The organism is Bacterioplanes sp. CLAM21, assembly GCF_059641015.1.
Window position 1 is genome coordinate 114,960 of the sequence record NZ_CM184929.1, and the last position, 26,181, is coordinate 141,140.

20 protein-coding genes and 2 pseudogenes are annotated in these 26,181 nt (G+C 52.8%); 13 read left to right on the forward strand and 9 right to left on the reverse strand.

The window, feature by feature from the left end; all coding sequences use genetic code 11:
- Positions 1-2: 2 nt before the first annotated feature.
- From AC55FS_RS00480 to pilG, 7 genes and pseudogenes are all read right to left on the reverse strand, one after another.
- Positions 3-6,599 (reverse strand): Hpt domain-containing protein, encoded by a 6,597-nt coding sequence (locus AC55FS_RS00480; RefSeq protein ID WP_496934102.1) that lies wholly within the window; start codon positions 6,597-6,599, stop codon positions 3-5.
- On the reverse strand, positions 6,596-7,483 hold the full coding sequence (locus AC55FS_RS00485) for a CheR family methyltransferase (RefSeq protein ID WP_496934103.1): 888 nt from the start codon (positions 7,481-7,483) through the stop codon (positions 6,596-6,598). Before AC55FS_RS00485 ends, AC55FS_RS00480 begins: the two co-directional genes overlap by 4 nt.
- 25 nt (positions 7,484-7,508) lie before the next feature.
- Positions 7,509-8,546: pseudogene (locus AC55FS_RS00490) on the reverse strand (methyl-accepting chemotaxis protein); the annotation flags it as partial.
- A gap of 167 nt (positions 8,547-8,713) precedes the next feature.
- Positions 8,714-9,413 (reverse strand): annotated as a pseudogene (locus AC55FS_RS00495) (type IV pili methyl-accepting chemotaxis transducer N-terminal domain-containing protein); the annotation flags it as partial.
- Between the two features lie 238 nt (positions 9,414-9,651).
- The gene (locus AC55FS_RS00500) at positions 9,652-10,176 is read right to left on the reverse strand and encodes a chemotaxis protein CheW (protein WP_496934104.1); all 525 of its coding nucleotides are present in this window, start codon (positions 10,174-10,176) and stop codon (positions 9,652-9,654) included.
- Between the two features lies 1 nt (position 10,177).
- Positions 10,178-10,543, reverse strand: coding sequence for a twitching motility response regulator PilH (gene pilH / locus AC55FS_RS00505; protein WP_496934105.1), 366 nt, complete (start codon positions 10,541-10,543; stop codon positions 10,178-10,180).
- Between the two features lie 31 nt (positions 10,544-10,574).
- Positions 10,575-10,958 (reverse strand): twitching motility response regulator PilG, encoded by a 384-nt coding sequence (gene pilG, locus AC55FS_RS00510; protein ID WP_094059372.1) that lies wholly within the window; start codon positions 10,956-10,958, stop codon positions 10,575-10,577.
- 193 nt (positions 10,959-11,151) lie between these two features.
- Between pilG and gshB the strand changes: the two genes are divergently transcribed.
- The 13 genes from gshB to AC55FS_RS00575 all read left to right on the forward strand — a co-directional run bounded on the left by gshB (position 11,152) and on the right by AC55FS_RS00575 (position 23,402).
- Entirely contained in the window at positions 11,152-12,102 is a 951-nt protein-coding gene (gene gshB, locus AC55FS_RS00515; protein WP_496934106.1) for a glutathione synthase, read from the forward strand.
- Positions 12,103-12,189: 87 nt separating this feature from the next.
- Positions 12,190-13,110: an energy transducer TonB gene (locus tag AC55FS_RS00520; protein ID WP_496934107.1), complete on the forward strand. Its 921-nt coding sequence runs from the start codon at positions 12,190-12,192 to the stop codon at positions 13,108-13,110.
- Positions 13,110-13,667: a YqgE/AlgH family protein gene (locus tag AC55FS_RS00525; protein ID WP_496934108.1), complete on the forward strand. Its 558-nt coding sequence runs from the start codon at positions 13,110-13,112 to the stop codon at positions 13,665-13,667. The genes AC55FS_RS00520 and AC55FS_RS00525 overlap by 1 nt, the downstream gene beginning before the upstream one ends.
- Positions 13,667-14,134 (forward strand): Holliday junction resolvase RuvX, encoded by a 468-nt coding sequence (ruvX, locus tag AC55FS_RS00530; protein ID WP_496934109.1) that lies wholly within the window; start codon positions 13,667-13,669, stop codon positions 14,132-14,134. The genes AC55FS_RS00525 and ruvX overlap by 1 nt, the downstream gene beginning before the upstream one ends.
- Positions 14,121-14,615: a bifunctional pyr operon transcriptional regulator/uracil phosphoribosyltransferase PyrR gene (gene pyrR / locus AC55FS_RS00535; RefSeq protein ID WP_496934110.1), complete on the forward strand. Its 495-nt coding sequence runs from the start codon at positions 14,121-14,123 to the stop codon at positions 14,613-14,615. Before ruvX ends, pyrR begins: the two co-directional genes overlap by 14 nt.
- A gap of 13 nt (positions 14,616-14,628) precedes the next feature.
- Positions 14,629-15,618, forward strand: a complete 990-nt coding sequence (locus AC55FS_RS00540; protein WP_496934111.1) for an aspartate carbamoyltransferase catalytic subunit — start codon at positions 14,629-14,631, stop codon at positions 15,616-15,618.
- The gene (locus tag AC55FS_RS00545; protein WP_496934112.1) at positions 15,615-16,877 is read left to right on the forward strand and encodes a dihydroorotase; all 1,263 of its coding nucleotides are present in this window, start codon (positions 15,615-15,617) and stop codon (positions 16,875-16,877) included. Before AC55FS_RS00540 ends, AC55FS_RS00545 begins: the two co-directional genes overlap by 4 nt.
- Positions 16,878-16,880: 3 nt before the next feature.
- Complete coding sequence (locus tag AC55FS_RS00550) at positions 16,881-19,685, forward strand: class I adenylate cyclase domain-containing protein (protein ID WP_496934113.1); 2,805 nt, start codon at positions 16,881-16,883, stop codon at positions 19,683-19,685.
- Between the two features lie 133 nt (positions 19,686-19,818).
- Positions 19,819-19,929 (forward strand): LPS translocon maturation chaperone LptM, encoded by a 111-nt coding sequence (gene lptM / locus AC55FS_RS00555; protein WP_496935927.1) that lies wholly within the window; start codon positions 19,819-19,821, stop codon positions 19,927-19,929.
- Positions 19,929-21,176: a diaminopimelate decarboxylase gene (gene lysA, locus AC55FS_RS00560; protein ID WP_496934114.1), complete on the forward strand. Its 1,248-nt coding sequence runs from the start codon at positions 19,929-19,931 to the stop codon at positions 21,174-21,176. Before lptM ends, lysA begins: the two co-directional genes overlap by 1 nt.
- A gap of 9 nt (positions 21,177-21,185) precedes the next feature.
- A complete protein-coding gene (gene dapF / locus AC55FS_RS00565; RefSeq protein WP_496934115.1) occupies positions 21,186-22,019 on the forward strand; it encodes a diaminopimelate epimerase in 834 nt (277 codons plus the stop codon).
- A gap of 7 nt (positions 22,020-22,026) precedes the next feature.
- Positions 22,027-22,698, forward strand: coding sequence for a DUF484 family protein (locus AC55FS_RS00570; protein WP_496934116.1), 672 nt, complete (start codon positions 22,027-22,029; stop codon positions 22,696-22,698).
- Positions 22,698-23,402, forward strand: a complete 705-nt coding sequence (locus AC55FS_RS00575) for an HAD family hydrolase (RefSeq protein WP_496934117.1) — start codon at positions 22,698-22,700, stop codon at positions 23,400-23,402. Before AC55FS_RS00570 ends, AC55FS_RS00575 begins: the two co-directional genes overlap by 1 nt.
- A 472-nt stretch (positions 23,403-23,874) precedes the next feature.
- On the opposite strand, the gene AC55FS_RS00580 is transcribed toward AC55FS_RS00575, so the two are convergent.
- On the reverse strand, positions 23,875-24,099 hold the full coding sequence (locus AC55FS_RS00580) for a hypothetical protein (protein ID WP_496934118.1): 225 nt from the start codon (positions 24,097-24,099) through the stop codon (positions 23,875-23,877).
- Between the two features lie 161 nt (positions 24,100-24,260).
- Positions 24,261-26,144 (reverse strand): biosynthetic arginine decarboxylase, encoded by a 1,884-nt coding sequence (gene speA / locus AC55FS_RS00585; RefSeq protein WP_496934119.1) that lies wholly within the window; start codon positions 26,142-26,144, stop codon positions 24,261-24,263.
- Positions 26,145-26,181: the final 37 nt, after the last annotated feature.

The following is a 26,181-nucleotide window of genomic DNA, read 5'->3' on the forward strand; positions in this document are numbered from 1 at the left end:
GGTTAGCGATCCTCAAGCGCCAGTAGCTGAGTCATAGCCGCTAACAGTTTGTCTTCTTGGAAAGGCTTACCAAGATAATCGTTCACACCAATCGACATCGCTCGGTCGCGGTGCTTATCACCGGTCCGCGAGGTAATCATGATGATAGGAATATCCTTTAAGCGCGAATCGTGGCGTACCTGAGAAGCCACCTCAAAGCCGTCCATACGCGGCATTTCGATATCGAGCAGAATCAGATCTGGATGATGGTCTTGCATGGTTGCCATCGCATCCACACCATCTTTGGCGGTGAACACTTCCATGCCGTTCCGTTCCAACAAGCGCGTGGTCACTTTTCTCACCGTTACCGAATCGTCCACCACCAGAATGCGTGGTAAACGCCGCTCAAGCTCGTGACGACGCTCTGCTGCCTGGGCATCCAGCGCTTTCGCTTGCTGATACTCAAGACTGCTTTGAGTACGAATCATGGCCGGTAAATCAAGAATGATTACCACACTACCATCCCCGAGGATGGTGCCACCCGATACCCCCATCACCGAAGCAAATTGTGGCCCAAGGGTTTTCACCACAATCTCACGTGAACCCAGCAGGGTATCTACCTGCACCGCAAATGGGTTGGCACCGCCAATTAACAATACGGGTAACGGCAAATGCTGAGAGGCAATTTTCGGCTGTGTATCGGTATCCATCACTACCCCCAGATATTCTAGGTGGTAGCGGTTACCCGCATATTCATAAACACGCTGATCTCTCGGTTGATCATACATGGCTTGCAACTGCTTGATCGGCATACGCACGATACCCTGAATATTATTCAGCGGCACAGCGTACAAATCATCCCCCACACGTACCATCAAGGCACGGTTCACTGACACGGTAAACGGCAAACGAATAACAAACTCAGTGCCTTGGCCTGGCTGAGACAGAATCTCTACCGTGCCACCCATCTGTTTGATTTCACTGCTCACCACATCCATGCCGACACCACGACCAGAAATCTGCGTCACCGCCTGAGCAGTGGAGAAACCGGCTTGCAGAATAAACTGCATGATTTCGTGGTCTGGCAATTGTGCACCGGCTTCCATCAAACCACGCTCGATAGCCTTTTTGCGCACCGCATCGATGTTGATGCCACGACCATCGTCGCGCATCTTCAGCACCACGTCGCCGCCTTCACGGCTGATTTCCAGCTCAATGTTACCGCTATCGGATTTACCCGCCTGGGCGCGCTGCTGCCGGTCTTCGATGCCGTGGTCCATGGCGTTACGCACCATGTGCTCAAGCGGTGACACCAGACGTTCAAGAATCGTCCGGTCCATTTCACCATCAGCATTGATAACGCGGAATTCAACCTGTTTATCCAGCTCAAGACCGATTTGCCGCACAATACGACGCAACCTGGGTACCATGCGCTGGAAAGGTACCATGCGGGTCTTCATCAGACCCTCTTGCAGTTCAGTGTTGACCCGACTTTGCTGCAACAGCAAGGTTTCTGCGTCACGGGATTTCATGCCCAACGTTTCTTTCAAGTCGGACAAATCCGAGGCGGATTCCATCAGAGCCCGCGACAACTGCTGCATGGCCGAATAGCGGTCCATTTCTAGCGGGTCAAAGTCATCATAATCTGGCCCCTGACGCTCCTGACGAAATAGCACCTGGGCTTCCGTTTCGATATCCAAGCGTCGCAGCTGATCGCGCAAACGATCCAGAGTCATCTCCATCTCGTCCAGCGTGCCGGTGAAATCCGATACCTGCTGTTCCAGACGGCCACGACCAATAGAGGTCTCACCGGCCAAGTTCACCAAAGTATCAAGCAAGTCAGCTGACACTTTAACCAGTTCCTGTGGTGCCTTGCGCACGGCTGCTGGTTGCGCTGCAGCTTGCTCTGGAGCTGGCGCAGACGGCTGTTGTGGCCTCAACGGCACAACGTTGGTTTGCTCGCTCTCCGCCGCTTCGCTGTCGCTGATGTCAGCAACTGGCGGAGTCGTGTCTTCTACCTCAACGATGACGTCCGCTTCGTCAACCACGTCGACGACAGGAGCATCTTCAACCACTGGTGTAGGCTGTACCAGTTCGCTTTCTCCCAGCACCACGTAACCGTCATTGGCCAGCAAATCAGCAACCGACTCAACCTGGTTAATAAGGCGATCCTGGCGCAAGTAAGCATCCTGGAAGAAGGCCTGATCTTTCGCCAATAAGCCTTGCTGAGCGCGTAAAATATCAGCTTCAAAGGCATGGGCCATATCACCGATATCGGTCAGACCAGCAAGACGAGCCCCACCTTTTAAGGTATGTAAGACCCGCTGAGCTTCTGCTGGCGCTTCTTGATCATCGGGTGTTTGCTCCCAATCGTGCAAGGCGCGGTCCAGTGATTCCTGTAACTCCTGAGCTTCTTCGACAAAAATCTCAAGAATTTCACGGTCAGACTCGTCCAGACTTGCAACCTGAACACCCGACACCTCAGCGGCAGGAACCGGCGACGTTGCCATTTCTTCAACGATGCTCTCGGAATTATCCTGTTCCAACACAAACGCTTTGTTTTCACCGCGGGCAAAGGCTTTCAGTGTATCCACCAAGCCTTGAGCTGGACGTGGAGCAGAACCCATACGTACTGTGTCTAGCTGCTCTCCCAGGGTATCGTGAGACTGCAACAACAACTCGAACAGTTTTCCAGAGACACTCAGACGTCCATCGTTAACGTTCTCGTACAGGGTTTCCAACTCGTGACACAAATCGGCTACGGCATGTAGATCCGCCATACGAGCACCGCCCTTCAGGGTGTGCAACTCACGTTGCAGCTGCGCCACCTCGAGCAGGTTATCCGGCTGGTCCTGCCAGCGTTGCAGGGCACCTTCCACGGTTTCGGTGATTTCCTGAGCTTCCTCAAGGAAAATATTCAACAGCTCGTCATCTTCGTCAGACAACGGCTGCAACGCCTCAAGAGCTTCTGGTTCTTGTGTTGGTTCTACTGGTGCAACTGGCGCATCGAATACGTCATCGTCTGCTGGCACATCTGCCACCGACAACTCAATATCAGCATCATCCTCGTCATCAGATGCATCTGGTAAGAATGATGTAAGCTCGTCCTCGTTATCGACATCAGGCACGGCCGCAACCAAATCGATGTTTTCATCTTCAACATCAATGCTGAGTTCTTCGACCGACTCTTGCTGTTCAGCTTCGGCTTGAGGCGATGCTGCAGACAGCTCGATATCTTCATCTTCAACGCTGGCTAACTGAGCGTCATCATTATCTGCTTCGTCATCAATAGAGACGTCAGGTAATCCTGCCGCCAGCTCTATTTCTTCTGAGTCATCCATTGGCAGCGACTCTTCTGCAGCCACCTCGGGTAAGGACTCTAAGCGTTCAGTGATAGCATCTGGGCTAGGCAGTTCTTGTCCTGCGGCTAGACAGTCCATCATGCTTAGCAGCTTTTCGTGGGCTTCTGATGCGGCGTCCACTAATTCATCATTAGCACTGACTTCCTGGCCACGCACCCGCTCGTAAAACTGATCGAGTGATTCAGCCAGCAGCTGAATTGCTGGAATTTCTGCATCGGTAGCGCCGGTAGCGACATCATTTAAGTCATCTACCAAGCCATCCAACACGCCCTGCTCGCCCTGACGCCATTGCTGCAATAATTCATCGGCCTCTAGCAGAGAATCCATACCATTGGCGAGAAACTGAGAGATGGCATGAGGGTTAGGTGCATTGTGTGCCTCTTCAGACTGACGCAGTGGCTCAAGCACCAATGTCTCAAGTTGCTTCAAACGTTCCAGAAAAGCGTCACTGCCATCGATGTCGTCAGTGCGAATTAACACATCAGGTTCTAACACCGAGCTCAATAAAGTAACGGCCTCATCCAGCAGATCCACCAGTCCCGGTGTATTGCGTACTTGATAGGCACGTAACTCCTTGATCAAGCGTTCCAGCGGTGCAGCGATTTCTGCCACATGAGTAAGGCCTGCCATATGGGCACTGCCTTTTAAAGTGTGCAGTGCTCGCTGCAAATGATCGCTGATGAGATTACTGCACTGCTCCTGGCGCGATTCTTTAATAAAATCTTTAACGCAAGCCAGATGAGTGGCCGCCTCTGTGACGAAGACATCAATCAGCTCTTCATCTACTTCAACTTTGTAATCTGGCTTAGGCGTTGCAGTCTCGACTAACGGCTCACGCTGTACCTCGGCTTGAGCAGCAGGCTCGTCTGTTTCACCAGTCAGTAAGGCTTGAAAGGAGTGACTGGCCTGACCACCGGCAAGCGCAAATGCATATTCCATCAGTGGTTTTGTATCGACGGATGCAGGGCGGCGATGACGGAAGTCGTCAATTAACGCCGGCAATTGCTGCATCACATGAGTGACCAAAGCGATCAGGTCATCATTAATCTGGATGGTATTGTCCAACACTCGGTTGAACATATTTTCGACTGACCAGGCCAACTCGCCAATCACCTCAGCTTCGACCATACGGCCACTGCCTTTCAGCGTGTGGTAGGCACGACGTACTGTGGCAAGGGCCTCTTGATCACTGCGATCGGCAACAAACTGTGGCCAAAACTCTTCGAGCGTTTCCGTCACTTCCTCTGCTTCTTCGAGGAAGATTTCAAGGATTTCATCATCAATGAGACTGTCGTCGTCTTCGACTGTCTCTGCCACCTCAGGCACAACTTCTACAGCTGGCGGCTCGGAACTGGCTTCTTCAGCCTCAACTTCCGCTTCAGTATCGATCTGTTCTTCGGCAACTGAGGTTGAGATCTCGTCAGCCGATTGCGGCTCGTCCTCAACCACTTCAGGTTCGACATCGGTCACGACGTCTGCTGTCGATATTGCTTCAGTCGCAGGGGCTTCATCAGCACTATCGAGAGTCAATGCACGATCAAATGAGGTAACTTCGTCGTCACCCAACTCGTCCGGGGCATCATCTTCGAGAGCAGCTGCAACCGGCGTATCACTCACCGGCAACTGCTGCAATGACTGCTCAGCCCGATCCAATAACTCGTCACTGGTGTTGGTGGTGCTTTGCTGATAACGCTCTAAGTAGTATTCAACACCAGATAGCACATCGGCCAATACATCCATCACCGACCACTGAGGCTGTATGCCCTCTGCGATCAGCTGCTGACTGACAAAAGCGGCTGCCTGAGAAAGAATGTCCGCCACCCTTGGCAGCGGAATCATATTCAAAGACCCTTCTATGCTGTGCAGTAAACGCGGCACATCATCGATTTCTTGCGGATCCCAGTGTTTGCCAATGTATTCGACGATGGCTTCTTTAACCTGTTCCAATACATTGCGCGCTTCACGCAGCACCGCTAACTGAGCATCTGATAGCGGCGTCACCTGCTGGTGACTGAGGTCACCATCTTTTTGCATGCCACTTAATGTCGCTTCGACATACAGCAGGGCACCGGCCATATCGAGCAGGTCGCTATCTGGCGCCTCCTGCTCTTCCAGCATTTTTCCGACTTGTCCTAACTGCTGTTGCATGACCTTGCGCGGCATGCCCATACCCAGCATGCCCATGGTATCGCTGAGTTGCTTCAACGCAGGCTGCATTTCTTCGAGTACAGTGAAGCGATCTTCGTCGGTACGTACCAACAAATCTAAACGATCTTTGACCGATGCAATCTCATCAATCAAGGCACCAATAACATTGGTCACCGTGTCTCTATCAGGTCCCGATAAAGCGCTGCGCTCTTGCTCTAGTTCATCTTCCGTTGGCAATGCTTGGCGCAAACCAAACAATTCTTGCGCCAGCCGAATACCATCTGCTTGCACCTCGGTGCGGGCGACATAAAACAGCAGATTTTTAATCAGTTCATGGGACGGTTCTTGAGCGACAGCGACGGCACCCTTATCCACTGTATCTTTCAACAGGTGATCGAGTTCCCGCAGCAACTGTTTAGAACTCGCCGGCATCGATTGCTGCTTCATCAACCATTCACTGAACGCCAACGCCGCCAGCCATAATCGCCCTTGCGGAGTTCCTTTGAGGGCTTTGTATAGCCGCATAAAGGTTTTATTCAAATAGCCTTTAGCAACTTCAGGTTGTTTTTGCTGCAGCAGCTGCAACATTGCAGCTTGGAACATCTGCCGAACTTTACGCGACCAGTCTTTAAACTCCTGGCCACCAAACACCTTGCTTTGTTGCTCCGTCAGAGGCTGGGCAGCAGGAATGGTCGGTTTAAATAGTGCTGTTTCTGACAGGAATACTTCACCTCTGGCGCTACGTAGCTCATTCAAAATGGGCAGCAGTACCACAGGCAGGTCTCGACGTCCGACTTTGACGTGTTCTAAATAATGCGGCAGTTGAATGATGGCCTGCATAAGAATTTCTAAGCCATCACGTTCGTTTCTCAGCTCCCCATGGGCCAGAGCAGAGGCAACCGCTTCCATTTCTTCAGCCAGCAAGGCAGCGCCATAGAATTCCACCATTTGCAAGGTGCCATGGATCTGATGCAGGTAGCTGAGACAGAACTTCAGCCGACTCTTGTCTTCCGGGTTTTCAACGTATACCTCAAGCGCTTGCTGCGCTTGCTGCAAGGTTTCGCTGATTTCCCCTTTTACCCATTCAAGGGCGATGTAGTCCTGGCTCATCGCCTTGCGGTCTCCCCTGTCGAATTCTCTGACTTGCGTATAAACGCCGACACACGGCTGCTACGCACAGGTTCCAGCAGCGGATGCTGCCAGTCCACCATTTCACCGAGGCCAATTATTAGCACACCGCCCGGAGCCAGGCGTTGGGCCAGTGCATTCAATATTTCCCGACGCCGCCAGCGACGGAAATAGATCAATACATTCTGGCAATAGATAAGGTGCTGTTCCTCTAGTGGACAAGCATCCAGATTTAGGATGTTAACTTGACTGAAACAGCAACTTTTACGTAATGAATCACTGATCTGGATATGACCATTATCTAGCGCCAACATGCCAGAATCGCGGCAGAACTCAGGTAACCACTGCAAAGAACGCGACATATAGCGTCCAGCCCTGGCTTTACGCAAAACAATGGTCGAGATATCTGTACCAGTCACCGCGAAGCTGCGATTGTCGGCAGCAAATATTTCCTGCGCCAACATTGCCAGACTATAAGCTTCTTCACCAGAGGAGCAGCCGACGCTCCAAGCTTCGAATGCGCTATTGACTGGCAAGCTACGATGCAACTGACGCATATGCTGTTCAGCGAAGGCAAAGGCATCCGGATCACGGAAGAAACGAGTTTCCTGCACGGTTAAGCGATCAACCAGAGTATTCCACTCAATTGCCCCCGCAGGGCCACTTAATACCCGGTCGTAGTACTCTTGATAGCTTTCGCAGCCAACTTCTTGCATACGCAGTCCTAGACTGGTTTGCAGGAACGACCGGCGTTGCACCGGCAAACACATGCCAGTGCGTTCCTCTAGCAGAGACTGCCAGCGACTAAATTGGACATCGTCCATCTCTGGAACAATGCCCGAACCTGAGTACAAAGAGTGATTCATTCGACCTCATCCGATCAGCGTGCCATTACAGCACTTGCTGCTGCTCGTCGTGAGACTCCAGTTCACTTTCTGGCAGCTTAAAGCCGGCTACAGATTCACGCAGCTGGTTCGCCATTTCTGCCAGGTTACCAATCGATTTCGCGGTAGCGGTCGTACCAGCCGACGTTTGCGAGGTAATTTCCTGAATCACGTTCATCGTGTTGGAAATATGACCGGCAGATGATGCCTGCTGACGGGCCGCATTCGAAATGTTCTGAATCAAGTCGGCCAGGTTTTTCGATACGTTCTCAATTTCTTCCAGTGCAACACCCGCATCCTGTGCCAGACGTGCACCACGCACCACCTCCGAAGTGGTGGTTTCCATCGAAATTACCGCTTCGTTAGTATCGTTCTGAATCGTTTTAACCAGCGCCTCAATCTGCTTTGTTGCCGCAGCAGAACGTTCCGCAAGACGCTGTACCTCATCCGCAACCACCGCGAAGCCTCGACCGGCGTCACCCGCCATCGATGCCTGAATCGCAGCGTTAAGCGACAGAATGTTGGTTTGGTCAGCAATGTCGGTAATCAGCGAGATGATGTCACCAATTTCCTGTGACGATTCACCCAGACGCTTAATCCGCTTAGAGGTTTCTTGGATCTGTTCACGGATGTTGTCCATGCCGTTAATCGTCGCTTGTACCACCTCGGCGCCTTTGTTGGCGATCGCAACCGACCGCTCCGCAACCGCTGACGATTCAGAGGCGTTGGCAGATACTTGGTCAATCGACACCGCCATCTCGTTGATCGCAGCTGACGCACCAGCAATTTCTTGAGCTTGGTGCTCAGATGCTTCCGCAAGGTGCATAGCAGTCGCCTGAGTTTCCTGTGCGGCCGACGATACTTGTACCGCCGTTTCGTTAATCGCCGACACCAGCGAGCGCATCTGGTCGATGGCGTAGTTGATAGAGTCAGCGATCGCGCCGGTAAAGTCTTCCGTTACCGTCGCCGATGCGGTCAAGTCACCATCTGCAAGGTCGGCAATTTCGTCCAGCAGACGCAAAATTGCCATCTGGTTTTGTTCGTTTTTATTGGCTGTTTCTTCCAAGTCACGGCGTGCTTCTAGGAACGAAACCACACCCAGCAGTACCATCATCACAATAGCCAGCAGAGCCGCGCCATAACCAACAAACTGTAACAGGTCACGGGTTGCAGTATCGGACTGAATGCGGGCAGCGAGGTTAGACGTCAAACTCAGAAGCTGCACTGAGTCAGCGAAGATTCGGTCCGATGCCTCACGCACCTGGAACAGTTCTGGAGAGGTTTCGAGAATTTCATCCACCGAGCCGTTAACGAAGGCAAACAACTCTGTAACTTCAGCCAAGGCGAATACGGCCTCATCGTCGGTAACCTGAGAAATGTTCATCGCCACGTTACCTTCAGACATACCTTCCAGTACGCGTCCGAACAAAGACGCATCTCGACCAAATGCATCGGCCGCCATCACCGCATCTTCACCACCTTCTAGCACTTTGCTTACCGAACGTACGATACGTTCTGCCAGCCAGGATTGGCGTTGTGCAACGGCTACCTGTTCAGCAGGGGCGTTATTGTCGAGCAAAATTTCAACAATTTCATCATATTCCACCTGCAGCTGTGGAATCGTCTCAGCGAGCGTTGCTGCTACTTCGTGCAAAGACAGAATAATGTCTTGAGAACGTACGATCTGAGCAGCATTTTCGTTTACGCCGTCCCATACCGCTTGCACGTCCGTCATGGTTGCAATTTCAGCAGGCGGCAAACCTGTTTCCGGATTGCCCTTGCTAAGATAACGCCAGCGCTGTTCAAAACGGTCACGAGCGACGCGTAACTCTCGGAACGCTTGCTCTTTACCGCCAGCCGCTTCGGTGGCGTTTTTCGCCAGCTCCTGCGACAGAACCCGCAATTCGTTGGCGTGTTCAATGTATTGCTCGTCCCGACTGCTCAGGTTGTTTACGTATACCGTGATACCGATAAAGGCCACCAGGAACACAACCAGCAGAACCACCAAGACACCGTTCAGACGGTTTCGGAATACCGTCGAGATGACGTTTCCTTTATTTCCGCTCATGCCGTTCTCTCCACACTCACTGCATGCTTTGTTGTTCGTACACCGGCAACTTACATTGCTGGTGACATTTATCTCGCGGCTATTACACCGCTATCTGCATAAACTCCGGCGACTGAATCAGTTGCCGCAGCTGAAAAACAGGCCAGAGCTTGCCATCACGCTGATAACAATTGCTGATGTAGCCCGCATACGCGGGGTCCAAACCATCTGGCGTTTGACTATCTTCTTCAGGGAACTGCTGTAAGCCCAGCACAGCATCGACCATTAAGCCAGTGAGGTGATCACCATCTTCGACCACCAACACCCTGCGGCTACGCCAATTTGCTTTCGACGGCAACTGCAGCAACCCCGCAAGGTCCATGACGGGAACGAGGCGTCCCCGCACATTGGCCACCCCCAGCACCCAGCTTCTTACACCAGGTACTCGGGTTAATCTGGGCGGCTGAAGAATTTCAGCCACGTCTTCCATCTCTGCTGCAAAGGTTTGGCCCGCAACCATGAAGCCAACCCCGCGCCAATAACGTACCGCTTCAACCTGCTGTGGCAGGTCTGAAGCGTTGCGCCGACTTCTTTCGGCAATGTCCAGAAGTTGCGCAAATGGTGTCATATCAGCCAGCCATTACAGAGTCGATTTCAGACATCAAGGTGGCTTCGCTGACTGGCTTAACCAGATAGCCAGATGCCCCCTGGCGCTTGCCCCACACCCGATCAGTTTCCTGATCTTTGGTGGTTACGATGATGACAGGAATATGCTTAGTGTCGTCATCTTTAGTTAACTGACGCGTTGCCTGAAAACCATTGAGACCCGGCATAACGATGTCCATCAAAACAACATCGGGTTTTTCCTGACGTGCTTTGGCAACGCCGTCGGCGCCATTTTCAGCTGTGATCACCTCGTGACCGTTATTCTTGAGCATTGCTTCGAATGCTTTAATTTCGGTGGGAGAATCATCAACTACCAAGATGCGGGCCATGCCTACTTCCTCATTAAACTGTGTTGTCGGCTCAGGAATTAACGTATTGGCGAATTGAGCTCAGCAACTCTTCTTTGCTGAACGGCTTGGTCAGGTACTCGTCTGAGCCAACGATGCGACCTTTCGCTTTATCGAACAAACCGTCCTTACTGGACAGCATAATGACAGGCGTCGACTTGAACTTGGAATTATTTTTGATCAGGGCACAGGTCTGATAGCCATCAAGACGCGGCATCATGATATCCACAAAAATGATATCGGGATGGGTGTCGGCAATCTTGGCGAGGGCATCAAAACCATCGGTGGCTGTGATGACTTCACAGCCTACTTTTTTCAACAGCGTCTCGGCCGTACGACGAATCGTTTTACTATCGTCAATGACCATGACCTTAACATTCTGAAAGTTGTCGTCCATAGAGGGGCCTTAACCATCCGTTCTGAAACTGATTGAAGCACTGTGACCACGCAGGTGACGCCTTCGCGCACTTTTGTATCACACATTGATACACCAAACCAGAAGCGATCAGCGCCAACACTGTTGCACCGATAATCTGCATCAATGGGTTACACTGTAGTCGCATTTTTACAACTGGCGGAGTACTCACTGCATGACTATTCACCTTGGCGTGGTCATGGACCCCATCGAAGGCATCCACTTCCATAAGGATACCTCGTTAGCGCTATTAAATGCGGCACAAAGTCACGGTTTTGAACTTTGGTACATGGAACAGGCAGATTTATACATCTCAGATGGCCGTGCAATGGCCCGTATGGCCCCGTTGACCGTTCGTATGGACGAACACAATTGGTTCCAACGCGGTGAATATCGCGAAGCGCCACTGGCTAATCTTAACGTCATATTGATGCGCAAAGACCCACCGTTCGATAGCGAGTTCGTATATAGCACTTATATTTTGGAACGCGCCGAGCAAGAAGGTGTACTGGTCGCTAATAAGCCGCAAAGTTTGCGCGACTGCAATGAAAAGCTGTATGCCACCGCCTTTCCTCATCTGATGACCCCAACTCTGGTTACACGCAGGGCTGATTTGCTCAAAGGGTTTCATCAGCAGCATCAGGATGTGATCTTCAAACCGCTAGATGGCATGGGTGGCTCGTCAATTTTCCGCCTGAAAGCCGATGACCCCAATGTCAGCGTGATCATCGAAACACTGACCCAGTATGGCCAACAACAAATCATGGCGCAGCGTTTCATCCCGCAAATCAGCGACGGAGACAAACGCATTTTGATGATTAATGGCGAGCCGGTGCCTTACTGTTTGGCTCGTATTCCCGCCTCTGGCGAAACTCGCGGCAATTTGGCCGCCGGCGGGCGCGGCGTCACGCAGCCCCTGTCGGATGAGAATCGTGCCTTAGCCGAAGAAATAGGTCCTTTCCTGCGTCAACGCGGGCTGTACTTTGTTGGCCTTGACGTGATTGGCAATCAACTCACTGAGATTAATGTCACCAGCCCGACTTGTGTGCGTGAAATCAGTCGTGATTCCGGTATCGATGTGGCAGCCCAGCTGATTGAGTGTCTGGCATCACAAATCCAGCAATAGAGCGCCGCGACGGGCCCTAGCTGGTGGACAAAAGCGCCGCCAAAGCGCAGACTTTGGCGGTGTTTTTGTAGGTCTATACTGAAGTTTATGTCCACCGCACCTGTTTTCCCTGACTCAGATCTGTCACTGGCCCAATACGCTCCAGTGCAGGCGCCCGATCGTCTTAGCTTTGCCTTGTTTCTAGCCTTGGCTGTGCACGCCTTACTTATTTTGGGTGTGAGCTTTGCTCCCCAGGACAGCAGCCAAGTGGCTACCACCCTTGAAGTCACCTTGGCCAATTACCGCAGTGACAAAGCACCCGATGAAGCCGATTTTATTGCCCAGGAAAATCAGCAAGGCAGCGGCACGTTAGACGAAGCCAAAATGCTCACTACCGACATGGAAGCCAACTTCCATGACAATGACATTCGCAAAACATCGCCTGAAGAGCAGCTGGCCAGCGCACCCAAACAAAAGCTAACGGAAAAACAGCTGGTCAGCAGCCAAAGCAATAACGTGCGCAAAGTGCGTGAGATTAACAGTGAATCGCCAACGCCAAGCACGGTATTACCCGACGGCCCCAAACAATCCTTGCTACAGCGCAGCCTAGAAATGGCCAGCCTAGAAGCCAAACTCGATAGCCAGCGCCAAGCTTATGCCCGCAAACCTAGGGTGCAGCGTCTGACGGCAGCTTCCACCATGAAGGCCAGCGACGCCTACTACGTCAATAACTGGCGCCGCCATATCGAAAAGGCCGGTGCACGTAATTATCCACCAGAAGCCAAGGACTGCTTTGATGACTGTCAATTGCGCTTGCTGGTCGCCATTCGCCCGGACGGCAGCATCGCCGAATTAACCGTTCTGCAATCATCGGGACGCAAGGTTCTGGACGATGCCGCCAAGCGCATTGTTCGCCAAGCAGCTCCTTTTGCACCATTTAGCGACGAAATGCGCCGCGATTTTGATATCCTAGAGATTATTCGTACCTGGCAGTTTAAAGGTAATCGTTACATCTCGGATGCGGGTTAATGCAACAACTGAACAGCCTGAAAAATCATTTTCTCATTGCCATGCCCAGTCTGAACGAAGACTGGTTTGCTGGCTGTGTCATTTATTTATGTGACCATAGCGACGAAGGCGCCATGGGTCTGGTGCTCAATCGTGTGATGCCGGTCACCTTCCATGACGTGTGTGAACAGCTCGACATCGAACGAAAACCCGGCATCCAACCGGTGGTTCAGTGCGGTGGCCCAGTCAGCCCCGAAACGGGCTTTATTTTGCACCGCGAGCCTGGCAACTGGAGCTCCACCCTGAGCATTGGCCAATACTGTCACCTGACGTCATCAAAAGATATTCTACGCGCCATCGCCGCCGGTGAAGGCCCAGAATCTTTTCACCTGGCACTCGGATACGCTGGCTGGGACGCCGAGCAGCTAGATAGCGAACTGCTCAACAATGCTTGGCTGACCATTGAAGCCGATGAAGAGCTGCTGTTTTATACCCCGACGCAAACGCTGTACGACAAAGCGCTGCAGCGCCTTGGCGTCAGCGCCGAATTTCTCAGCCAGGACGCCGGACACGCCTGATGAACCTGAGCACATTACAACGCCTGATGGCGTTCGATTTCGGTACCAAGCGCATTGGTATCGCCGTTGGCCAGCGCCTGACGGGCACGGCGCAGCCGTTACCGCCCATTAAAGCCCGCGACGGCATTCCCGACTGGCAACAATTGCAACGCATCATAGACGAGTGGCAACCTGATGCCTTTGTTACCGGTTTGCCGCTGAATATGGATGGCAGCGCCAGTGACATGAGCCGCCGTGCTGACAAATTTGCCCGACGCCTAGAGGGGCGTTTTCATCGACCCTCACTGACCCACGACGAACGTCTGAGCAGCTACGAAGCCAAAGGCATGGTGCTGGCCGACTCGGGCGAGCGCGACTTTGGCAAACATTCCGTCGATGGGTTAGCGGCACAACTGATTCTAGAAAGCTGGATGAGCGAACATCCCTGGTCCCCCACTGCGAAAGAGAGCCCCAATGAGTCTGCCTGATATCAACCAGCTGCTCGATACGCTGGAACATGAACTTCGCCAATACCTGCAACAACATCAGATCGACCAGCCTCTGCTGGTGGGCATCCGCACCGGCGGGGTATGGATCGCCGAACAGTTGCAACAACGACTGTCATTGTCAGGCCCGATGGGGGTACTGGACATCAGCTTTTACCGCGACGACTTTACCCGCCATGGCTTGCACCCTGAGGTGAAAGGCTCAAACCTGCCAGAAAGCCTGGAAGACAGAGACATTATCCTGGTGGACGACGTTATCAAAAGCGGGCGCACCATTCGCGCAGCGATGAATGAACTATTCGATTTTGGTCGTCCTGCACGCATTACTCTGGTCAGCTTGCTGGACGTCGGTCAACGTGAACTGCCCATTCAGCCCGACGTGTGTGCACATCGCCTGACGCTGAAAGACAACCAAGTAATCAAATTGTCTGGCCCACAGCCATTAACGCTGAGCTTGTCCTAAAGAGAATTAATCTATGTCCCATCCAAGCCAGGTACAGCTGACCGCTGACGGTCGGCTGAAGCACTTCCTCACCACCGAAGGCCTCAGTCGCGAGCTACTGACTGAAATTCTCGATACCGCCGATTCTTTTATCAGCACGCAAGAACGGGCGGTTAAAAAAGTGCCTTTGCTGCGCGGTAAAACCGTGGTGAATTTGTTTTTTGAAAACAGCACTCGCACCCGCTCTACTTTTGAGCTAGCAGCGAAACGTTTGTCGGCCGACATTCTCAATCTCGACATTGCTCGCTCGGCGACCTCGAAGGGCGAAACTCTAATGGACACCCTGTGGAATCTGGAGGCCATGTACAGCGATATGTTTGTGGTCCGCCACGCCGACTCAGGCGCCGCCCACTTTATTGCCGAACAGGTGACTCCAGGGGTCGCCATTATCAACGCCGGCGACGGTCGCCATGCACACCCAACCCAAGCAATGCTGGATATGCTGACCATTCGCCGCCACAAGCAACAAATCGAAGGCCAGGTGGTCGCCATTGTCGGCGACATACTGCACTCGCGCGTTGCTCGTTCACAAATCCATGCGTTAAAAACACTCGGCGCTGCGGAGGTTCGAGTCATAGGACCGGCCACCCTGCTGCCACGCGACATTGAGTCACTGGGTGCCAAGGCGTTTTATCGTTTAGAAGACGGGCTTAAAGACTGCGACGTTGTCATCATGCTGCGACTGCAAAAGGAGCGTATGCAAAACGCCCTGCTGCCGAGTGAAAGTGAGTTCTTCAAACTTTACGGTTTGACTGAGCAAAAATTGGCACTGGCCAAACCAGACGCCATCGTCATGCACCCAGGGCCCATTAATCGCGGTGTCGAAATTGAATCGGCGGTCGCTGATGGGCCACAGTCGGTCATTCTCAATCAAGTCAGCAACGGCATCGCCGTTCGCATGGCGGTGATGTCCATGGCCATGAGCGGCCAGCAAGCGCAACAATCGACCGAGGAGCCGGCATGAGCAGTACCGTTATTCACCAAGCACGTATCATAGATCCGGCCAACGAACGCGATGAAATCGCCGATGTACGCATCCTAGATGGCCGCATAGATGCCATCGCTACCTCATTGGATGGCGATCAGCACATCGACGCCAGCGGCATGTGGCTAACTCCTGGTTTTATCGACCTCGGCGCTCATCTGGCCGAACCGGGCTTCGGCCACAAAGGCAATATTGCCAGTGAAACCCGGGCCGCCGCTCACAGTGGTTTTACCCAGGTGTGCTCGTTGCCAGATACAAAACCCGTGGTCGACAGCGCTGCCGTCGTGCAACTGATTGTCGAAAAGTCGCAACAAGCCAATGCCGCCGAAGTACTGCCACTGGGCGCTCTGACCCAAGGCTTAGCGGGTGAGCAGATTGCCAATATGGTCAGTTTGTACGAGGCCGGCTGCGTGGCCATGAGCAACGCTCGCCAGCCCATCAAAGACAGTTATGTGCTGCGACGGCTAATGGAATATGCCGCCACTTACGATATACCGATGTTTTTGTCGGCCAACGACGCCGCCTTAGCAGCCGGTGGCTGCATGCATGAAGGGCCAGTATCGACTCAATTAGGCTTAGCGGGTGTGCCAGAGACGGCCGAGACCGCAGCGTTGGCGCAAATCATTTTATTGGCGGAGCAAGTACCGGTACGTCTGCATATCAGTCAAATTAGCTGTGCCCGCAGCATTGCCATGTTGCGTAACGCCCGCAGCCGCGGTCATCAGATTACTGCTGATGTGCCGTTGGCCAACTTGTTGTACACAGATGAAGCTGTGCGTGGTTACAACAGCCAGTTCCATGTACAACCACCATTGCGCAGTGAAGCAGACCGACAAGCTTTATTGCAGGCCGTCGCGGCGGGAGATCTGGCCATTAGCAGCAATCATCGTCCGCACGAAATTGCCGCCAAAAAAGCCCCCTTTGCCGAAGCCGAAGCGGGTTTGAGTATGTTTGACTACTTCTTACCACTGGCATTGTCGTTGCTGAACGAAGAACTTAGCCCCACAGCACTGATTCGCAGTTTGACGTCTGTGCCTGCCGCCATCGTTGGCAAACGTGCCGAACTCAGCATTGGTCACAGCGCCACATTTGCTCTGATCGACCCGCAGCAAAGCTTAACGGCTAGCCGCTCAGCGCTGTTTTCTCGTGGTGGGAATATCAGCTGTCGCGGTCAACAATTATCCGGAGCGACGCGTGCGTTGATGCGCGAAGGACAATGGATCATTCAGGCAGATTAACTAGTGGGCACCTATACTGTGCCCATGAAGTTTGCCCCTGATATTAGTGCCAATGACCTCCAACGCTGGCACCAATCCTTCGATCTACTGAACCGGTCCCGCTTGCAGCGGGCCCGGGATCGTATGACGCCCAGGCAGCAGCAAGTGCTCGATGCCTTGCCCCTGCTGCTGCACCTAAATCACCCCCGATTGCCTGGTTTTATTCATCACCAAGTGACCGCAGGCATCGCTTTGTTTGCGCCGAGCCAGGAGCAAATGCAAGCATTGCAGCAGTTAGCTCGTGGCATCAAATTGCCGCGAATGCAACGCGATTGTGCCCTGTTGGGGGTGTATTTAATGGGCAGCGTTGGCTCATTGGCTCAAAGTTCAGGCAGTGACCTGGATGTCTGGCTGTGTCACGACGAAACCCTCGCAGCCGATGCGCTGGCAGAATTGCAGAACAAATGCCGTTTAATAGAGGATTGGGCTAAGCAACAAGGCTGTGAGTTGCATATCTTCACCATGAACCTGACTGACTTTCGCCAGGGCCAGCATCGTTCGGCGGAAGGCGATGATTGCGGCAGCACGCAACATATTTTGTTGCTCGACGAGTTTTACCGCAGCGCGGTGTGGCTGGCAGGATTAAAACCGCGCTGGTGGTTAATTCCCAATCAGCATGAACGCAAAGCAGAAGAGTGCTGGCAGTTTTTAATCAATGAAATGCACATTCATCCGGAGCAGTGGCTCGACTTTGGCGCCATTCCCACTATCCCTATTTCCGAATTTGTTGGTGCCGGTTTATGGCAGTTAAGTAAAGGCCTGCACGCGCCCTACAAAGCACTACTGAAGCTACTGCTCAATCGTCATTACGCCAGCCAGTACCCCAACATTAAGCCCTTGTGCTGGGACTTAAAAGAACGGGTGCATGAGGGCAATGCCGATGCCAGTGAGTGTGATGCCTACATTTTGATGTTGCAGCGCATCAGCGAACAGCTCAGCCAGGAAGGCAACAAACAGCGCATTGAATTAGTACGACGGGCGTTTTATTTCAAAACTCAGCTGCGTCTGACCCAGCTGTCGCGGCAACAAAGCAGTGGTTGGCGCGCGCAAACCATGCTGCAGCTTACTCAGGATTGGGGATGGGGACGTTTTCAACTGGAAGATCTCGATCAACGTGAACAGTGGTGGCCGACTCAAGTGGCCCAAGAGCGTCATGCACTGATCAGCGAAATGCTCAGCAGTTATCGGCTGATCGCTAATTTCAGCCAAAAACACAGCCATCGTATTCATGTCAGTCGTCGTGACATGCGTTTACTGGGTAACCGGCTGTACGCTGCATTTGATGCCCGACCCGGAAAAATTATCGATATTAATCCGGGAATCGTCACGTCACTGGGGCAGGAAAGCCTGCATCTAAACCTGTGTGACGATGACAATCAAATGCCAAGCTGGCAGTTGGTGGTGGGCCATTGGCAAGACAATGAAATTCGCCCAGAGCAAACGCTAAAACAATCCCCAAGCTTGATCGAATTGCTGTGCTTTGCTCAATTCAACGGCCTGTTTACACCTCACACACGAGTACGCTTGCATCCCAGTGACAACCCAATGAATCAGTATCAGCTGCAAGAATTATTGCAGCGCATTCGGGCGCTACCGATTCAACCACCCAGCAGCACTGAGCTGCAGCAACCGGCTCGCCCCGTGCACTGGCATTTATTTATTAATGTCGGGGTTGATCCTCAGCAACAGCTCAGCCGTCGCGGCATGCAAAAGGTCTCCAATCGCGATGATGCGCTGGGCTACAGTGCCGCGCGTGACAACCTGATTCTGACGGCTGATTTGCTGACCATGAACAGCTGGGGGGAATGGCATGTTCATCGCTTCACTGGCAATGCCGCGTTACTCGACTGTCTGCAGCATATATTGCAATGGCTGCCACTGGCGCGTGAGCATGGCTGGCCTGAAATTGTCAGCCACAGCCTGTCTCTGACCCATGCCGGTGCCATCGCCATTCGTGTTGAACAGCTACTGGAAGATGTACTGAAACATTTTATCAAAAGTCCGCGTAGCCCCTATCTCATCGAGGTTGCAGAACAGTATTGTTTACTGGAGTGTGATTCCGACGGGCCCAAGCTGTTAAAAGCCAATAGCCCAAAACATTTGCTGCAGTTATTGCAACGGCCACGGGAACAATACACAGCCTACGTGTTTGACCGCGCAGCGCTGCCAGACAGCCCGCTACGACAGATTTTTGAGCACAGCCGCAGTGGCGTTTGGCAATTATTTTATTGGCATCATAAACAGCAAATGTATTTGTACTTTCTGGACGAGCGCGGTGCCTTGTTACACCAACCGGTATCCGCGACACCCAACGTGCATCCTGTCCTGCCAGTGGTAAGATTTTTGAAACAGCTAGATCAACGCTGGCAATTGGAACAACAGCGTGGTGGTCGCAAGTTATTGTTGGCCGAGCTCAAACGTCAGCCCAACAGCTACGACTTTGCCGTTAATCGAAAGCGCCTACCTGATGTCGCCGAGCAAACAGCCAATATAGATTTGCGCTCGGTTATCGATGAACATCAACAGCCGACTCTGTACTGCAATAACGAAGAATTCAGCATCTGGCAGTACGGTGATGATCTGTACCAAGCCGTAGCAGCGGCGGTTATGAAGCTGCGAACTCCCGGCAGCGACTACCCTTGTTATCTGACCGACTTGGATCTGGCCGACAATCGGCAGGTTATCGATCACCTGGAAGCCAAGTTTCGCACTGAACGTTTGCTCAATCAGGCACTTAAAGCGACCAATAGCGGTGTCGAAAGCGCCTGAGCAACAATCCGCTTACGCCGAGACAGAACGCCTGTTTGTCCTTATACTTAGCCCTTTTCGCTGCCCAGTCGACCTACCACTAGAGTCGCCTGGTTGTGCATAATTGGAGGGTTTGATGCATACGCGCCTGCTGATGCTTGTTTTTGCTTGCTGCGCTCTGAGTCAGTTAACAGCCTGTGGGCAAAAAGGCGATTTGTATCTACCCGAACCCACTCCGCCACCAGTAACGGATACCCAATCCTGATGTCAGTTTTTACTTACCGTGATGGTACTTTACACGCTGAACACGTCGACTTAACGGCAGCCGCTGAACAATATGGCACACCGCTGTATGTGTATTCTCGTCAGGCACTGGAACACCACTATAAACAGTATCAAACGGCTTTGGGCGATTGGCCAGGCATGATTTGCTACGCCGTTAAAGCCAACTCTAACCTGGCGGTATTGTCGGTGTTGGCGCGCCTAGGTGCGGGTTTTGACATCGTCAGCCAAGGCGAGTTAGAGCGTGTATTAGCCGCCGGTGGCGAAGCCAGCCGAATAGTATTTTCTGGTGTTGGCAAGCAGGCCAGTGAAATGCGCCGAGCACTGGAAGTCGGTGTGCACTGCTTCAACGTAGAATCCGAAGCGGAGCTAGAGCGACTAAGCGACGTCGCCAGCGACATGGGTGTCAGTGCGCCGGTATCTTTGCGCATCAACCCAGACGTCGACGCCCAAACCCATCCTTATATTTCCACCGGTCTAAAAGACAATAAATTTGGCATTGCCATTGATGATGCTGTGCGTATCTATCAAAAAGCCTGCAGCTTGCCGGGTTTAACCATCAAAGGCGTTGATTGCCATATCGGTAGCCAGCTGACTGAGATTTCTCCCTTCCTTGATGCCCTTGATCGATTACTGGCGCTGATCGACGAACTCAGCGCTAACGGCATTCACATTGAGCACCTGGACTTGGGCGGCGGCTTAGGTGTCACTTACCAGGACGAAGCGCCCGCTTCCATTAGCGAATTTGTCAGCGCAGTAAAGCAGCGCCTGCAGGGCCGGTCATTGCAGCTATTGTTTGAGCCTGGTCGTTCCATCGCTGCCAATGCTGGAGTATTTGTCACGCGGGTTGAATACCTGAAACTGAGCGAGCACAAGAACTTTGCCATTATCGACGGCGCCATGAACGACCTGATCCGTCCATCGTTGTACAACGCTTGGCAAGATATTAAGCCGGTCAAGCAGCACAGTGATGCACAACAACGCAGCTACGATGTTGTCGGTCCGGTGTGCGAAACCGGCGATTTTCTCGGTAAGGACCGCAATTTAGCCATCACTAGCGGGGATCTGCTGGCCGTGATGTCGGCCGGCGCCTACGGCTTTGTGATGGCATCCAACTACAATACCCGCGGTCGTCCTGCAGAAGTGATGGTCGATGGCCAACAACTGCATCTGGTCCGCCAACGCGAAACGGTGGCCGAGCAGTTTGCCACCGAACAGTGTTTGCCCTGAGGAGGTCGCATGTGGCTTAAATTCAGCAAGATGCATGGCCTGGGCAACGACTTTATGGTGGTCGATCTGGTCACCCAGAACGGCTATATCCGCAGCGATAGAATTGCCGAGCTAGCCCATAGACAGTTTGGCGTCGGTTTTGATCAGCTACTGCTGGTTGAAAAACCCAGCCGTCCTGACGTCGACTTTCGTTACCGTATTTTTAATGCCGATGGCAGTGAAGTTGAAAACTGCGGCAATGGTGCACGCTGCTTTGCCCGCTTTGTTTACGATCAGCATCTAACCGGCAAGCGCACAATCCGAGTCGAAACCGCTACCGGCATCATGCAACTACAGCTGACCGATGACAAAGACGTCATCGTTGATATGGGCAAGCCTGTCTTAGCCCCCGCTCAGGTGCCGTTTGCGGCTACGGATTTTCAACCAGAATACGACTTGCCGGTCGATGGCATCGGTAATGTACAGCTGGGCGCAGTGTCGATGGGCAATCCCCATGCCGTATTGCGGGTAGAAGATGTCGATAGCGCCCCGGTTAATGAGTGGGGCCAACGCATTGAACCGCACCCTGCGTTTCCTAACAAAGTGAACGTTGGCTTTATGCAAATCGTCAGCGAGCATGAAATCCGCCTCCGGGTGTTCGAGCGTGGTGTCGGAGAAACCATGGCTTGTGGTACTGGCGCCTGTGCTGCCGTTGTTTCAGGCCAACTGAGAGGCTGGTTAAAGCCCGGGGTGAAGGTAACATTGCCCGGCGGAGAACTGTGGATCAACTGGGATGGTGACCAAGGCCATGTGCATATGACAGGCCCAGCCACCCCGGTATTCGAAGGCCGAATGAACGTATGAGGACAGCATGAGCCAGCAGCTTCATCTAACAGACGACGAGGTTAAGCAGTATTTGCAGGATCATCCCGACTTTTTTGTCGGTAAAGATGAGCTACTCATGCAACTGCGTATCCCGCACAATGCTGGCCCAGCCACTTCTTTGGTTGAACGGCAGCTGTCGATTCATAGGGAGCGTAACGTCGAGCTGCGCCAGCGTCTGTCAGACCTGCTGGAAAATGCCCGCCGCAACGATCAATTATTTGAGAAAAGTCGACGCCTAGTATTAGCCTTGGTCGAAGCAGAAAACTGGCTGGCGGTGCAAGCGGCTCTGGACGATTCGCTGCGCAATGACTTTGGCGTCGATAACTGGGCCATGCTGCACTTTACCGAGCGTAATCTGGAAGCGCCGCTCGTCTCTATTCGCTCAGCGGAACGACAACGTCAAGTACAGCGCTTATTTAAAGGTCATCGTGCGATCTGCGGTCAACTACAAGGCGAAGACATTGCCACCTTGCTGGGCAATCAATCCACCGATTGTAAGTCTGTCGCGGCTGCACAAATACGCGGCAAGGATAATCATGGTGTACTCAGTGTTGCCAGCCATGACCCCAGTTATTATCGCAGCTCGATGGACACCCTATTTTTAGATTACATCGCCGATATTCTCGCTCTGCGTTTGCCGCAGATTCCGGTGGTGTAATGCAACCAGCGCTTATCACTCTCGACCTTGATCACACCTTGTGGGATACCGACCCGGTGATTCACGCGGCTGAGTTGGCCTGCTTTCGCTGGATAGAACAGCACTGTCCGGTAGCGGCCGAGTTCTACACACTGGAGACGCTGCGTGACTATAAAAACACCATTGCCGAATGTTATCCGCAATGGCGCCATCAAGTGTCACACCTACGCCGTGAAGTGCTGCGGCGGATATTTTTACAAGCGGGGCTACAAGAAGTCGCGGCTGGCGAGATGGCCAACGCTGCCTTTGACGTGTTTTATCAGGCTCGCAATCAAGTCACCTTATTCGATGGTGCGTTGCAGTCTCTGCAGCAGCTGTCCCAGAATTGCCCCTTGATCGCACTCACCAACGGCAATGCCAACTTATCCCTGATCGGCATTGATCATCTGTTTACTGCGCACTTTAGTGCCGAACAAATTGGTGCCGCCAAACCGGCAGCCGATATGTTCGAGGCAGCCATGTCCCACGTCGGTGCCGATCCACAGCACTGTGTGCACATTGGAGATCAACAGGAACAGGATATTATCGCTGCCCAGCAACTCGGCATGAAAACCGTGTGGGTTAATGTTAGCGATGCGACCTGGGGCTATTCAGATTGCCAGCCTGATCAAGAGATCAACCACTTAGCGCAGTTGCCGCAAGCGATTGCAGCTATTTCTGCCTGACACTAGAGCAACGCTATTTCGACGCGCTGTTATGAACTGAAAACCTCTCAATTAAGCCGCGAAGATGGATGTTTAACAAGTTAGATGAAGGTTGAGCAACGCAGATTGAGGGATTTTCAGACATAAGCAAACGGGCTGGAGTCCGTTTTTCCTTGAGCTGTGTTATTCGATGCTTATTTAACGGGTTAAACGGCGCACCTCATGCCTTACTCAATAAAAATGGATTCCAGCAGCAAAGAGCTAAATGGCGTTAACAGGCCCTAGATCAGACTGCTGTGCACTAGCCAGAAAAAGGCAAAGGCTAATAGGGCCGCAGCGGCTGGAATCGCATTTAAGCGCTGACGTTGTTTTCTGGCTTGTTGAGAGGGCATGATCCGTCACTCGTCTCGTGGTGAATCACTAGCTTAGCAACAACCCGTGACGAGAACAGTGGCCCGGCCCGACAACGAGCCGGTTGGCACAGACAGCCTCATTAAATGGGGCGACTGCCGTAACTGCTTTGTGGTTTGCGCGGCGGATCTGCCATCACGTTGTTGTCGATTTGCTGAATTTTGCCTCCTCGGGCTAAAAACGCTTCGACATCACTTTGCATGACTTTGCGCAGTTGCTCACGGCTGAGCGCGCTAACCGCCTCCTGATTTGCAGAAGACTCCTGAGCGCTGAAATCGTCGTCTTGGAATTCGGTTTCTTCAGCCATACATCCCTCCCAGCAGAAGTTGATGGACAGTTGCCGCGTGCGGCTTTGTAGTTATAGACCAGCCGTCGACAAGCGCCAGTCGTGGCACAAAAACCGTAACCAAAATGCCATTTGCGTCGATATTTCTGCGCAATTTGCTGAAAAAACCTGCCTGAATTCCGTCAGTCTGCCAAATAGGTATAAGCGTTTAGGGCTTCCTGCAATTCCTGCAGCCAACGCTGGCGATCCTGTTGTGGCAACGAAGAGCCTTCTACCTGGTGCTGCAACTGCTGCCGCAGCTGCGCGGCATCGTAGTTCACATAGGCCAACACGGCCTGAATATCATCCCCCTGGGCCGCTGAACTTAACCGCATACCGTCGGCACCACTTTCAACATCGACCGAGTCGGTGTCGCCAAACAGGTTGTGCAAGTCGCCCAAAATTTCCTGATAAGCACCCACCAGGAAGAATCCCAATTGGTCACCGCGCTCGATACCTGGCAAAGGCAAGCTTGAGCCTATGCCATCGGCATCGACGTATTGATCGATGCGACCATCGGAGTCACAAGTAATGTCTTGCAACACCCCACGACAACGCACTGGCTCATCCAAACGAGTTAACGGCACGACCGGGAAAATTTGGTCAATTCCCCAAACATCGGGCAACGACTGGAATAAAGAGAAATTCACGAATACCTTATCGGCCAGCTTTTCATACAGCTCATCAAGCAGTTCCCGATGACTGCGGTTGCTAGGGCTTAGCCGCTGCTTCAGCAAGATGCCAACACTGCGATACAAAGACTCGGCTTGGGCACGTTCCTGCAACCGATATAAACCATGACTAAAGGCCGTCTGTGCATCACTCATCCAGTGCTGCACATCATGGTACAACTCCACCAAAGAACGCGGGCTCATCGACTGCTGTAACTGCTGCCAGGCGCCAAACAATGCGTGCAGTTCTGCGGGAGCATCCGCTGCCGGCGGCTGAGGGTCTTGAGCTGCTGGACTTTCATGATCAATGACTTGAGCCAGCAATACCGCATGGTGAGCCGTCATAGCGCGACCAGATTCGGTGATCAAACCCGGCATAGCAATGTCGAGTTCGCGACATACATCGGCAAAAGCAGTCACCACATTGCGGGCATATTCTTGAATGCTGTAGTTCATCGAGCAATAACTGCGCGAGCGCGTGCCCTCGTAATCGACGCCCAGACCGCCACCGACATCGAGCCAGGCGATGGGCACTTGCAAGCGCACCAACTCGGCAAACATCCGGCTGCATTCGCGCAAACCGGTATGGATATCGCGAATATTGGCCAGCTGTGAGCCCAGGTGGAAGTGCAGCAGTTGCAGGCAGTGCAGTTGATTGCGTTGCTGTAGTTGTGTCACAACCTGCAATATCTGATCAGCCGATAAACCAAATTTGGATTTTTCACCACCGGTATTTTGCCAGTTGCCTTTGCCAATGGTGGCCAGTCGCGCACGAATGCCCAACCTGGGCGTCACCTGTAGCTCTTCTGCTTGCTCAAGAATCAGCTTCAGCTCTGATAACTTTTCGATCACTAAAAACACTTGATGACCCAGCTTTTCTGCCAATAGCGCCAGTCGAATAAAGTGTCGGTCCTTATAGCCGTTACACACGATTAAGCCTTTGGTGCTACCAAGCTGAGATAACACGGCGATCAATTCCGGTTTGCTACCCGCTTCTAAGCCAACATATTCACAGCCTGCCAACTGTTGGCCGCGCACCACCTGCTCCACCACCGGACGCTGCTGATTCACCTTGATGGGATACACAGGCACAAAGGGCCCTTGGTAACCGACATCTTGCCGTGCCTGGCGGAAAGCACTCACTAGGGTTTCCACCCGGTGGTGAATAATGCCCGGGAAACGTACCAGCAGTGGCAGGCGTAAGCCTTGCTGCTGCGCTTGCTGAGCCACCTGCTGCAAGGTCACCGCCGGCTGATCAGGGTGCGGCTTTACCTGTAGCTGGCCGCTATCGTCGACGCACACATAGCCTTCGCTCCAGTACGGCAGGTTGTAATGATGAGCAGAAGAATAAGACATAGCTGGCAGCTCCATTGACAGCCCCGAGCTTGGCGTC